9 protein-coding genes are annotated in these 13,570 nt (G+C 32.1%); 6 read left to right on the forward strand and 3 right to left on the reverse strand.

Annotation, left to right across the window (positions count from 1 at the left end; all coding sequences use genetic code 11):
* Positions 1-3: 3 nt before the first annotated feature.
* From glmS to Q0870_RS12635, 3 genes are all read right to left on the reverse strand, one after another.
* The gene (gene glmS / locus Q0870_RS12625) at positions 4-1,857 is read right to left on the reverse strand and encodes a glutamine--fructose-6-phosphate transaminase (isomerizing) (protein WP_298555879.1); all 1,854 of its coding nucleotides are present in this window, start codon (positions 1,855-1,857) and stop codon (positions 4-6) included.
* A 133-nt stretch (positions 1,858-1,990) separates the two neighbouring features.
* On the reverse strand, positions 1,991-3,736 hold the full coding sequence (locus Q0870_RS12630; protein ID WP_298555880.1) for a DUF4270 domain-containing protein: 1,746 nt from the start codon (positions 3,734-3,736) through the stop codon (positions 1,991-1,993).
* Positions 3,737-3,761: 25 nt separating this feature from the next.
* Complete coding sequence (locus Q0870_RS12635; protein ID WP_298555881.1) at positions 3,762-4,571, reverse strand: glycogen/starch synthase; 810 nt, start codon at positions 4,569-4,571, stop codon at positions 3,762-3,764.
* A 197-nt stretch (positions 4,572-4,768) separates the two neighbouring features.
* On the opposite strand from Q0870_RS12635, the gene panC reads away from it, so the two are divergent.
* The 6 genes from panC to Q0870_RS12665 form a co-directional block, all read left to right on the forward strand.
* On the forward strand, positions 4,769-5,620 hold the full coding sequence (gene panC, locus Q0870_RS12640) for a pantoate--beta-alanine ligase (protein ID WP_298555882.1): 852 nt from the start codon (positions 4,769-4,771) through the stop codon (positions 5,618-5,620).
* Between the two features lie 13 nt (positions 5,621-5,633).
* Positions 5,634-5,984, forward strand: a complete 351-nt coding sequence (gene panD, locus Q0870_RS12645; RefSeq protein WP_298555883.1) for an aspartate 1-decarboxylase — start codon at positions 5,634-5,636, stop codon at positions 5,982-5,984.
* A 3-nt stretch (positions 5,985-5,987) separates the two neighbouring features.
* Complete coding sequence (locus Q0870_RS12650) at positions 5,988-6,956, forward strand: lysylphosphatidylglycerol synthase transmembrane domain-containing protein (RefSeq protein WP_298555884.1); 969 nt, start codon at positions 5,988-5,990, stop codon at positions 6,954-6,956.
* A gap of 67 nt (positions 6,957-7,023) precedes the next feature.
* Positions 7,024-8,175 (forward strand): alpha/beta hydrolase-fold protein, encoded by a 1,152-nt coding sequence (locus Q0870_RS12655; RefSeq protein ID WP_298555885.1) that lies wholly within the window; start codon positions 7,024-7,026, stop codon positions 8,173-8,175.
* On the forward strand, positions 8,175-9,533 hold the full coding sequence (gene radA / locus Q0870_RS12660; RefSeq protein WP_298555886.1) for a DNA repair protein RadA: 1,359 nt from the start codon (positions 8,175-8,177) through the stop codon (positions 9,531-9,533). Before Q0870_RS12655 ends, radA begins: the two co-directional genes overlap by 1 nt.
* A 282-nt stretch (positions 9,534-9,815) precedes the next feature.
* A partial coding sequence (locus Q0870_RS12665; RefSeq protein WP_298555887.1) for a LamG-like jellyroll fold domain-containing protein occupies positions 9,816-13,570 on the forward strand: 3,755 nt, incomplete at its 3' end.

Genomic DNA, 13,570 nt, shown 5'->3' on the forward strand with positions numbered 1-13,570 from the left:
TTTTTACTCTACAGTAACAGATTTTGCTAAATTTCTTGGTTGATCCACATTTTTATCTAGCATTACCGCTATATGATAAGATAATAGTTGTAATGGAATTGTTGTAAGTAGTGGCGAAAGCGATTCTAAAGTCTCAGGTACTTCAATAACGTGGTCGGCTAATTCTTTTACTTGAACATCACCTTCAGTTACAATACCAATTATTTTACCTTTTCTAGATTTAATTTCTTGAATGTTACTCACTACTTTTTCATAGTGACCTTTTTTAGTTGCAATCACAACTATAGGCATATTTTCATCAATTAATGCTATTGGGCCATGTTTCATTTCTGCAGCTGGATACCCTTCAGCATGTATGTATGAAATTTCTTTTAATTTTAGTGCGCCTTCAAGAGCTACTGGAAAATTGAATCCTCGCCCTAAGTATAAAAAGTTATTTGCGTTTTTGTAAACATCAGAAATAGTCTGAATATTTGCATCAGACTCTAATGCTTTTTCTACCTTTTTCGGAATCATTTCTAATTCTAATAAATGCTGACGGAAATCTGAACTACTAATAGTTCCTTTTGCTCTTGCTAATCTCAAAGCCATAAGAGTCAAAACTGTAATTTGCGTTGTAAAAGCTTTTGTAGAAGCAACTCCAATTTCTGGACCTGCATGTGTATAAGCTCCTGCATCAGATTCTCTAGCAATAGATGAACCTACTACATTACAAACTCCAAATACAAAGGCTCCTTTTGATTTTGCTAATTTAATAGCGGCCAAAGTATCGGCTGTTTCTCCAGATTGAGAAATAGCAATGAGTACATCATTTTCTGTTATAACTGGGTTACGGTATCTAAATTCTGAAGCATACTCAACTTCAACGGGTATTCTTGCTAAATCTTCGAAAATATATTCTGCTACTAATCCTGCATGCCATGATGTACCGCAAGCCACTATAATAATACGATTAGCATTAAGAAATTTTTTCATGTTATCTTCAACACCAGCCATTTTTATAATAGCTTCATTTCTCAATAATCTACCTCTATATGTATCTGTTATGGCTTTAGGTTGCTCATGAATTTCTTTAAGCATGAAATGATCATAACCTCCTTTTTCAATTTGTTCCAAATTTAATTGAAGTTCTTGAACGTAAGTGTCTACTAAAGAATCATCTTTTATTTTTCTAACCTTTATGCCTTTATGAAATCTAATAACAGCCATCTCTTCATCTTCTAGATATACAGCATTTTTTGTGTATTCTAGAAAAGGAGAAGCATCACTAGCAATAAAAAATTCATCTTCATTTTCGCCAATACCAATTGCTAAAGGACTTCCTAAACGTGCTACAACAATTTCTTCAGGTTTATTTTTATCAAAAACAGCAATGGCATAGGCTCCTATAACTTGATTAAGAGCAATTTGAACTGCTTTACCAAGTTTTACTTTCTCTTGTTTCTTAACGTCTTCAATTAAATTGATTAAAACTTCAGTATCAGTATCTGATTTAAAAGTATAACCTCTTGAAATAAGTTCTTGTTTTAGAGAATCGTAGTTTTCTATAATGCCATTATGGATAATTACTAATTCACCAGAGTTTGAAAGGTGAGGATGCGAGTTTATATCGTTAGGAACCCCATGAGTCGCCCAACGTGTATGACCAATACCAACATTTCCGTTTTTAGAAATTTCTTTATTAGAACGGTCTTCTAAATCAGCAACTTTTCCTTTGGTTTTAGAAACTTTTAGGTCGGTGCCATCAAATAGGGCAATTCCTGCACTATCATAACCTCTATACTCTAGCCGTTTAAGGCCTTCAATAACAATTGGGTAAGCTTCTCTGTGTCCAATATATCCAACAATTCCGCACATAATTTTTAAATTTGATTTTGGGGTTATTTTTATTTAGGGCAAATATGAAAAATAAATAGTAATGACAGATAATTACTATACGAACTATTATATTTTCACGATTAAATTCACTTTGCTAAGTATGATAACCTAATTATTCCTCTTTAGTTTCAGTTTCGGTATAGAATATTTTTAATGTTAACCTTTTATTTTCACCATTAACATCAAGGGCGTCAATAGCCTCATTACTTCCATAAAGAATAGTGCCTCTTGGAGATATTACAGATGCAGATGGAACAGCAGTTACATCATCATTACTATTTAAAATACCAGAATTATTTATATAATTAACATTATTAGATAATACTAGGCCAATTTTATAGTTGGTAGAATCATTTTGAATAATATTATTTAAGTGTTCTGTAATCCTAATTTTGTATTTAGCTTCTGTTGGAGATATACTATCTCTTTGTTCTAAACTAAAAATTTTAGAAAAAATGGGGTCATTGTTTTCAGTACCGTCAAATTGATAATCAATAGTTGGTAAGTTGTTTTTTATATCATAGGCATAAATACGATCGTATTTATGATATGCATCACCGTTCTTCTCATCAACAGTATTTATAACCTTAGATTCATCTTCATAAATAGTTAAATGGGCTTCATTAATAAGCCTTTTTAAAACATAATTTCCTTCATCATCATAAATAAAGTTTCCTTCTTTATTGGTTTTTCTATACGTTTTTTTGAAATAATCAACGGCCGAAATTTCTGAAATGTTACCAGCATTATCTGTATATTCTACTAATCCATTAAACAAATCTACCACAGCCATAGAACCAGATAGACCCTTAAGATAAAGTGTTTCATCCCCATTATCTTTATCCCCATCTGCTAACGGCGCACTAAATTCATTTTTAAAGGTATTAAGCTTGTTTCCAGTAAAATCCATAACATATTTTTCAGATTCTTCTCCATTTTTATAGTAAATAGTAATATTAGCTTCTGATGATTCAAGATTTATTAAAAACATATTACCACCATTTTCAATGGCTTCGGCTTTAAAATATAAGCCTCTAAAATAGGCTCTAAAGTCATTTACACTACTTAATTCTGGTTCACCTCCTTTTTCTATAATGGTTTGTTGCCAAAACCTTATTTTATCCTCATCTTCAGTAATTTCACTATCAAATTTAATTCTTAAGGCTGGAGCAGCGTATGTTACTATAGTATCAGTTCCACTTATTTCTAATAATTTTTTAAATACAGTTCTTGGTTTAAAGTCACTATTTTCATAAATCATTTCTCCTAAATGATTATCAAAGTCTATTTCTTCCGAACCGTTTAATGCATAATTGTGAGAGGGGTTGTCAAGACCCTCAGATTTAGAGTAATAATTTTGAGTACTTCTTCCTTCAAAATCTTTTAAAAAATAATTGTTTTTATAAATTGTTAGCTTAAAGGGTGTGCCTATATCACCGTAGACTGAATCTAAGTTGTATTTTGATGCATTTGGATCCAAGTCGTCAGGGCCAGTTACTGTACTAAAATAAGGGATATTAATAACTACAGAATCAATAACTGGATCAACACCAAAATTTGGATTTAAAGAGGATGAGTTTGGTGTTATTTGTGTAACTATACTCGCAGTACTTTTTCCGAATTCTAAATCGTTAAAAACACCTAAAAGATTAGAAGCTAAATTATTAACTTGTACTGCACTTAACTTTTTATTATATGCCGAAATGGGCAAGGTGTCTATACCAGTCGAAAAATGAGCGTTTTCTTCACCTAAAACATCACTTTCTATAACACTAAAATCTTTATCACAAGCAATAAAGGATGATAAAAATAGGGTAATAATTATAGGGAATTTAAGGGCTTTAAATTTGTTTTTCATATACAATTTAATGAATTACATGGGTTTAACTTAAAACAGTTTCGTTGAAAAATGTTGTGTAAGCTTCACCGAATTCATCTTTACTTTTGTGTTCTAAAATAGGTTTATCAGCAGCTTTTAAATATGAATCTAATTCTTCTGGAATGTTTTCAGATCCTACAATTAAAGCGTCAGAATAATCAATGGCAACTTTCATTAAATTATTATAAGTTGGCTCATCCAAAGTTTTAATAGCATCATCTTCAATATTATCAAACTTAATTTTGTTAACCATGTCTTTATTTAACGTTCCATCAAAACTTTGATTGTATATAGAGGTTACTATTTTGCTCTCGTTAAATAAAGGCTCGTCTTTATAATATTCTTTTAGATAGAGAGGTAGCAATGATGCTAACCATCCATGAACATGAATAATATCTGGAGCCCAGTTTAATTTTTTCACAGTTTCAATAACACCCTTTGCAAAGAAAATAGCGCGTTCATCATTATCAGAAAACAACTTACCGTCTTCATCTGTTAATGTTGCTTTTCTTTTAAAGTATTCGTCATTGTCGATAAAATAAACTTGAATACGCTCTTTTGGTATGGATGCTACTTTAATAATAAGCGGCATATCTAAGTCATTTATTACTAAATTGATACCTGATAATCTAATAACTTCGTGTAATTGGTGTCTTCGCTCATTAATATTTCCGTATCTAGGCATGAAGATTCTTATTTGCCCGCCTTGTTGATTTACCAATCTTGGTGCTTCAAAAGATGCCGAAGAAATTTCAGTTTCTGGTAAATAAGGTACTACTTCAGATGATACATATAATATCCTCTTATCTTTCATATGTTTGATTTTGTTGACTTAAAATAACTCTATAAATAGCAATTATTGTTTTCTTTTTTAAAAAAGAATTTTCAAAATGCCTGCTTTAAAGCGGTTCTGCATTTAAAATTTCAAAATAAAAAACACGCAAAAGTACAAAATTTTATGCTAATTGGTTGTAAAATCTTAAGTTTGCAAGCGTTAATTTTTTATTAAAAATGGAGGTTTACTCAGATAAACAGCAAATTACAATCGCTATTGATGGTTTAAAAGCTAATAAATTAACCATTGGTATGGTGCCAACAATGGGCGCATTGCATCAAGGGCATTTACAATTAGTTAAAAAAGCTTTAGCCAATAATGATAAGGTGATTGTTAGTGTTTTTGTAAACCCAACACAGTTTGATAATAAAGACGACTTAGCAAAATATCCTAGAACTTTAGATAGTGATGTTGAATTACTAAAAACTGTTAGTAAAACAGATATTTTGGTTTATGCACCAACGGTGGATGATATTTACGGTGGAAATACCATCTCTCAAGAATTTGATTTTGATGGTTTAGAGTTCGAAATGGAAGGCAAATTTAGGCATGGACATTTTGATGGTGTTGGCACAATAGTAAAACGTTTTTTTGATATTGTAAAACCACATAAGGCTTATTTTGGTGAAAAAGATTTTCAGCAATTAACCATTATTAAAAAATTAGTAGAGAAATATCATATTCCCGTAAAAATTGTAGGATGTAAAATACATCGTGAAGCTAATGGGTTAGCGATGAGTTCTCGTAATACTAGGTTAAAACCAGAATATAGAACAGCAGCACCTTTTATTTATAAAACACTAAAAACTGCCAAGGAAAAATTTGGCACAAAAAGTGCTAATAAAGTATTGGAATGGGTTGAAAATCAGTTTGCTAAACATGATATTTTAGAACTGGAGTATTTTATTATTGCAGACACTAAAACCTTAAAACCAGTTAAACGAAAATCAAACAAAAAAACATATAGAGCGTTTATTGCTGTATATGCAGATGATATTAGACTCATTGATAATATCGCATTAAATTAATTATCTTTGCCGCATGCAAATTCAAGTAGTAAAATCTAAAATTCATAGAGTTAAATGTACAGGTGCAGAACTCAATTATATAGGCAGTATAACTATTGACGAAGACTTAATGGAAGCTGCTAACATCATACAAGGAGAAAAGGTTCAGATTGTAAATAACGACAATGGTGAACGTTTAGAAACCTATTGCATTCCTGGGCCAAGAAAAAGTGGCGAAATAACACTTAATGGCGCTGCAGCTAGAAAAGTTTCAGTAGGAGATACATTAATTCTTATAACTTATGCTTTTATGGATATTGAAAAAGCTAAGGCCTTTAAACCTTCTTTGGTATTTCCAGATGAAGCCACTAATTTATTAAAATAGACTTTGAATAAAAAAACAAAAAATATATTTAAAATTACCCTCCCATTGTTATTGGGAGTTTTTTTAGTCTGGTACTCATTATCTAAAGTGTCTATTGAAGAATTAGTGGAGTATGCTAAAAATGCAGATTATACATGGATTATTCTTGGTGTATTTTTGGGTTTATTAAGTCATTTATCTAGGGCTTACAGGTGGTTATTTATGTTGGAGCCTATGGGCTACAAGATTAAGTTTGGTAATAGTGTTATGGCTGTTTTTGCTACCTATTTAATAAATTATACTATACCAAGAGCTGGTGAGGTAGCTAGAGCTTCTATAATTGCTAACTATGAAGATGTACCTTTTGAGAAAGGCTTTGGAACAATAGTAGCTGAACGTATTGCAGATTTAATTGTAATGTTTGGAATAATTGGTATAACACTTTTTCTTCAATTCGATTTTATTTATGCATTTCTTATTGAAAAATTCAATCCAATAAAAATTTTAATAGTGCTTTTTGGGTGTGTTTTGCTAAGTATTTTCTTTTTTAGGTTTGTTAAAAAAAGTAATTCTAAAATAGCCTTAAAAATAAGAACTTTTGTAGGCGGTTTGATAGAAGGTGCTTTAAGTATTTTTAAAATGAAAAAAAAGTGGGCATTTATTTTTCATACACTTTTTATTTGGGGTATGTACGTACTTATGTTTTACGTTACTTCATTTTCTATTTCTGAATTAGATGGTATTTCGGCTGGCGCTATTTTAATAGGTTTTATATCGGCAAGTTTTAGTATAGCTGCAACAAATGGAGGTATAGGTTCTTATCCTTTAGCAATTTATGCGGCATTCTCTATTTTTGGAATTCCAGAAGATCCTAGTATTGCTTTTGGTTGGATTATGTGGGCGTCACAAACACTCATGCTTATTATTTGTGGAGGGCTTTCTTTAATCTATTTACCAATTTACAACAGAAATAAGGTTTCAAAAAGTGCTTAAAACTTTGCTTTTAATCTCTCTCTATAATTTCTTACCTTGCCCCTAATAAATCTCAAATTACTCTTAAATGAAAAAGACCGCAGTTTTCTTTTTATTTCTATTATTAATTTTTAATCTATCTGAAGCTCAAGTTAAATACAAAACCATTCAATCTTTAAAATTAGGAGAAGAGCGTCAAATAAAAGTTCAAGTACCAAGAGGTTATAATACTGATGAAGACAAAACTTACCCTGTATTTGTTGTGTTGGACGGCGATTATATGTTTGAAGCTGTTGCAGGAAATGTAGATTATTATTCCTATTGGGAAGATATGCCAGAATCTATTGTTGTTGGTGTAAATCAAATTGATAAGCGATATGATGATTGTATATATTCTGAACAAAATTCATTACCTATTGAAACAGGAGCTGCTTTCTTTGAGTTTATTGGAATGGAGTTGCTACCATATATAGAAAGAACCTATAGAGCAGGCAATTTTAGAGTAGCAATAGGGCATGGAGAAACCGCCAATTTTATAAATTATTATTTACTAAAACCTAAGCCTTTATTTCAAGCTTATATTAGTATTAGCCCAGAATTAGCACCTAATATGATTGATTACTTACCAGAATCCATAAGTAAAGTTCAGTCTAAAACATTTTATTATTTAGCCAACACGAATAACGATTCTAAATCAGTAAAACAAATGACAGATGCTTTAAATACTGATATTTCGACTATTGAAAATGAAAATTTAGTGTATGATTTTGATAGTTTTGATGGGCCTTCGCATTATGCAGTTCCAACACATGCTATTCCAAGTGCCATAGGAAATATTTTCCAAGTATTTCAACCAATTTCAAAAAAGGAATATAAAGATGTTATTTTAGAATTAGAAATTTCGCCAGTATTATATCTTCAAGAAAAATATCAATCTATTTCTGATTTATTTGGTATTGAAAAAAAGATATTATTGAACGATTTTAAGGCCATATCTGCGGCAATTGAAAAAAACGAATTGTTTGAGTATTATGAAGAATTGGGTAAAATGGCAAGAAAGGCTTATCCAGAGACGCTTCTAGGTACATATTACATAGCACGTTTTTTTGAAGAAACTGGCGAGCCTAAAAAAGCAATGCGAACCTATCAATCAGCTTATACCTTAGAGGAAATAGCAGGGCTTACAAAAGATTTAATGTTAGAAAAAGCAGAGTTAATTAAAGAAGATTTTGGGTATTAATGGCAAAAGTTAAAACCACTTTTTTTTGCCAAAACTGCGGCGCGCAATATGCTAAGTGGCAAGGGCAGTGTAATGCCTGCAAAGAATGGAATACTATAGTTGAAGAAGTCATTCAGAAACCTGAAAAAAGCGATTGGAAATTACCAACAACTACTGTAAAAAAAGTATCAGTACCATTACAGATTAAAGATATTGATGTTTCAAAAGAACCAAGATTAAATACTTTTGATGCTGAATTTAATCGTGTTTTAGGGGGGGGTATTGTTCCAGGTTCTTTAACCTTATTAGGAGGTGAACCCGGAATTGGTAAAAGTACCTTATTGCTACAAATTTCATTAAAATTACCCTATAAGACACTTTATGTTTCGGGCGAAGAAAGCCAGAAACAAATAAAAATGCGGGCAGAGCGTATTAATCCAGAGAACAATAATTGTTATATTTTAACGGAGACTAAAACGCAGAATATCTTTAAACAAATCGAGACTTTAGAGCCTGATATTGTTATTATTGATTCCATTCAAACGTTGCATAGTGATTATATTGAGTCCTCTTCCGGAAGTATTTCACAAATAAAAGAGTGTACAGCAGAACTTATAAAGTTTGCTAAAGAAACAGCAACACCTGTTTTATTAATAGGGCATATTACTAAAGATGGAAACATTGCTGGACCAAAAATTTTAGAACATATGGTGGATACTGTTTTACAATTTGAAGGCGATAGAAATCATGTATTCAGAATTTTAAGAGCACATAAAAATCGTTTTGGTTCAACCAATGAATTAGGTATTTATGAAATGCAGGGTTCAGGTTTAAGAGAAGTTTCAAACCCATCAGAAATTTTAATTTCAAAAAAGGATGAGGAACTTTCTGGTAATGCCATAGTAGCGACATTAGAGGGCGTACGCCCTCTAATGATAGAAGTTCAAGCGTTGGTAAGCACAGCAGTTTATGGGACACCACAGCGCAGTGCAACAGGGTTTAATGTAAAACGTTTAAATATGTTACTGGCTGTTTTAGAAAAACGAGCAGGATTTCGTTTAGGCGCTAAAGATGTGTTTTTGAATATAACAGGAGGTATTACTGTTGATGACCCTGCAATAGATTTAGCCGTTGTAGCTTCTATTTTGTCCTCAAATGAAGATGTGTCACTTCAAAAAGATTTTTGCTTTGCTGGAGAAGTTGGTTTATCTGGAGAAATTCGCCCAGTTCAGCGTGTAGATCAACGAATTTTAGAAGCTGAAAAACTGGGTTTCTCTACTATTTTCGTTTCTAAATACAATAAAATTTCACTTAAAAACACGGTTATAAAAATTCAATTAATTTCTAAAATTGAGGATTTAGTAGCTTATGTGACTTAGAATTAAATAAACACTTTATCTTATAAAAACGTATTTAATCGATAAAAAATAAACTTTAATCGAATATTTTATTTTTTTTATTAACATTTTTAACTACTTTCGCCTTTTGAATTTGGATTAGACTTATCTCCCTCTTAAATTAATTTCTTATCCAAAGTGAATTAAAAATCCATTTTACTAAAATTTACGTTAGTACCAGTTGTAATGATTTTAAAGCTTTATAGTTAAGTGACTATTCAAAGTTTTAAGTGTCATAATAAAGCTTAACCTAAATTAATGTTAATGGAAAAAAGATTACTCACTCGAAGTAAAATTTTAGTATTTACTGTTCTTATTAAATGTAGTTTGGCTTTTAGTATAACCACAGTTAGCAGTTCTTACGATAAGTCAAATCTTAAAAAGGAAGATAAATTAACTTTAAGGGAAACTGAAAAAGCCAAATCTTTTTTTGATGTTAATGTTGTATTAACACAGGTTACTGCAACATGTGCAAATAATGGGTCTATAACAGCTGTAGCAAGTGGAGCTACAAGTTCACCAAGTTTATATCTATTTAAAATTACTGATGGCCCAACAGCGAATGGACAAACATACCCTTTTATAGATCAATTTCATTCGTCTGTATTTACTTTTAATGATCTATATCCTGGAGTTTACGAAGTAACCGTTGAAGATGCAGGAGATTTATCAAACCCTCCTTTTGTTGGAAATATAACTGTTATAGACGAGACTGAGGTATTAGATTTTTCAAGTAGCTCTACAGCTCCTAATTGTCCCGGTGAAAGTACAGGGTCTATATCCGTTAGTGTTTCAGAAGGCGTTGGTCCTTATGAATATCAAATAATAGATGGGCCTACAGGAACAACAACAGGGCCAATAAGCGATTCTAGTACAAGTTACATATTCAATAATTTACCTTCTGGAAATTATAGAATTAGAGTTTTTGATGTTTGTGGTGATTTCCAAACAAGAAATCAAACTATTAATTCGACATCTTCCTCAAGTGTGTTTTTAAATGGTAGAGGTGTAAATCGTATATCATGTACTGAGGCAATTTATAGTGTTGATGTCTTTGGAAGTGGCTTATATACTTATGAAGTTGTTGGAGGCGCACCAAGTGGTTATTCATCATCAAATACTACAGGAGATTTTACGTTACCAATAAATCAAGCGCCTTACACATTTTCTGTAACAGGTAGCTGTGGTCAAACAGATACCTATACGCATAATAATCCAACTGCTAATGTGTTTTTTAGCACGTCTAACAAAACATGTTCAGAATGGGATTTAAGTTTAAACCCAAGTTGGATGGTTGGTCCTTATACATATACATTAACTAGTACACCAGCTGGTTATACAGGTGTTTTAACCAATACTACTGGGGATTTTGACGATATGCCATATGGGAGTTTTAGTTATACAGTATCAGATAGTTGTGGTAATATTGTTTCAGGAAATGGAGATGTCCAATCGGAGGTAATTCAAATTAATTCTAGTACTGATGCTCAGGGAGACACTTGTAATCCAGGGTTAGGCTCTGTTATAGTATCTTATAATAATAGTGAAGCCGTAGGTCCAGTAACTTTTGAGTTGACAACGGTTCCTTCTGGATTTGCTGGGGATGCTGGCCCTAAAAACGGAAATGTTTTTGATGAACTTGTGGTAGGTAATTACGTTGTAACTGGAACTGATGCTTGTGGGAATGTAGATACTCATGCCTTTGAGTTTGAAGCAGAAGATGCTTTGAATGTTGATTTTGATATTGATGTTATTCAAGGTTGTATCAATTCTCATTCTGTAGAGGTTTCTGTTACTTCAAATGTTGGCGGTGGTTTTGGAGCTAAATGGTTTAGACTTAGAGATGCTGCAACAGGAAATTTAGTTAATACAGCAGCTTCTTTTTTTGGACCCGCTACTTTTAGTAATGTTTCTGGAGGTGAATATTATATTGAGTATGATATTTTCTCAGGTTGTAGTGTTTATTCAGATACTTTTGAAGTTGAATCTTATGAACAACCTAGGTTAACACCTTTAAGTAGTTATACTTGTTCAAATAATGGTTTTGTTTCAGTTTCTGGTATAACCGATGGTGGTGTTGGACCTTTTACATACAGTTTAATTAATACTGCAAATAATCAAGTAATAGCCACAAATACAGAATGTTATTTTAGTAACCAAGACGCTTCAATATCTTACGCTGTTAGAATAGAAGATAATTGTGGGAACTCAAGTTCTGCTCAAGTTACTCCTATTAATGTGGGATTAGGTTTAGAATTTTTAGGGCAAACTTGTGCGTCAGTTGGTGATTCTTTTTCCATTTATTTAAGAGAATACACTGGAGTAGATTATAATTGGACTTTCCCAGACGGAACAACATTTAGCGGTACAGACCCTCGTTCTACTATTGGAATAATAACAAGTAGTGATTATGGTGAATATAATGTTATAGCATCTACTAGTGACGGTTGTAGAACACAAACACTTATATTAGATTTTGATGAATGTCCACCAGCTCCAATTAATGCTACTATAGATTTTGATGGTGAAGATGATTATTTAGATACAACGCCTTTTATTACCAACTGGACAGAAGGTACTATTATGAGTTGGGTAAAGATTAGTCATACTTCAAACGGTAATCTGCCAAATCTATATAGTATAGCTGGTCAAGAAAACATGAGGTTGTTTGTAACTAATGGAAGAACACCTGCTTTTGTTGTAATCACTCAAGATCAGGTAACATCCTCTAGTAATTATCCTTCCAATAATATTCAGGTTCAACCAGATCCATCATTAAACATTGAACTTGTAAATGATTTATGGTATCATTTAACTGGTGTATTTAATGCAACAGATCAAACCTTAAAACTTTATATTAATGGAGAATTGGTAGGAGAAACAACCAATGCGTTATTAAATTCAGAATTACTCACCGAGAATTTTAATGGAACGCCACATATTTATTCTCAAAGAGAGTTTACAGTTGGACGTTATCCAACAAATACAAGTACAGCCGGTTTTGGTCATTTTAAAGGTAGTATTGACGAAGTTAGGATTTTTGAGAAAGCTTTAACCAATGTGCAAATCCAGCAAATGGTTTATCAAGAAATTGAAAATAATTCAGGGTTTTTAAGAGGTAAGATTATACCAAAAGATATACAAGATTTAGGAGAAAATGGCAAAGTGCTTTGGAGTGCTTTAAAAGGATATTATCCAATGACTAATATTCTTGGAACTGAGACTGCAGATTTTTCTTTGACAGGAAACAATCTAACGCTCCATAATATTACAACTATATTAGAACAAACTGCTCCCATGCCTTATGCAACTTCAAGTGATGGTGCATGGACAAGTACAGGTACATGGTTATATGGCGATGTTTGGGATATAGCTGATACTGCAAACAATAAAGATTGGAGTATAGTAAAAATATCTAATGAAGTTACAGCTTGTCATGGAATAAAGACACTAGGATTAATTATAGATTCTAATACAATAATGCGTGTTCATAGTGAAAAAGAAGTCGAGAACAGTTGGTATTTAGAGCTCAATGGGACTTTAGATTTAGAAGATGATTGTCAGTTAGTTCAAACAGAGAAGAGTGATTTAGTAACTTCTTCCACAGGAAAAATATTAAGACGTCAAGAAGGACAATCAAATCCATATCGTTATAACTATTGGTCATCACCAGTAGGTGTTATAGGAGCTACTAGTTTATTAGATAATAATGGAGCCACAAACAATACAAACAACACAGCTTTTAATTTACAAATGCTAAAAGACGAATCAGGTGCTGGCTGTTTATTCACCTCTGGCTATACTGGAAGTGGTAGTATAAGTAGCTATTGGTTAAATACATTTATCAATGGAGTAACCTATTGGAGTTGGGCACAGATAGGCACCACTACAGCCTTAAGTCCAGGAGTAGGATATACTCAGAAAGGTACAGGTGTTGGTGGCTCAGAGCAACAATATATATTTGAAGGGAAGCCCAATAATGGTACTATTTTAATAGATGTTACAGATACTGGAGGTCC

Source organism: uncultured Algibacter sp. (genome assembly GCF_947487575.1).
Classification (GTDB): Bacteria; Bacteroidota; Bacteroidia; order Flavobacteriales; family Flavobacteriaceae; genus Algibacter_B.

What these genes read in the sequence shown, in the direction of transcription:
- radA (WP_298555886.1), top strand. Translation starts at nt 8,175, where the DNA reads ATGGCAAAAGTTAAAACCACTTTTTTTTGCCAAAACTGCGGCGCGCAA.
- panC (WP_298555882.1), top strand. Translation starts at nt 4,769, where the DNA reads ATGGAGGTTTACTCAGATAAACAGCAAATTACAATCGCTATTGATGGT.
- panD (WP_298555883.1), top strand. Translation starts at nt 5,634, where the DNA reads ATGCAAATTCAAGTAGTAAAATCTAAAATTCATAGAGTTAAATGTACA.
- Q0870_RS12630 (WP_298555880.1), bottom strand. Translation starts at nt 3,736, where the DNA reads ATGAAAAACAAATTTAAAGCCCTTAAATTCCCTATAATTATTACCCTA.
- glmS (WP_298555879.1), bottom strand. Translation starts at nt 1,857, where the DNA reads ATGTGCGGAATTGTTGGATATATTGGACACAGAGAAGCTTACCCAATT.
- Q0870_RS12655 (WP_298555885.1), top strand. Translation starts at nt 7,024, where the DNA reads ATGAAAAAGACCGCAGTTTTCTTTTTATTTCTATTATTAATTTTTAAT.
- Q0870_RS12635 (WP_298555881.1), bottom strand. Translation starts at nt 4,571, where the DNA reads ATGAAAGATAAGAGGATATTATATGTATCATCTGAAGTAGTACCTTAT.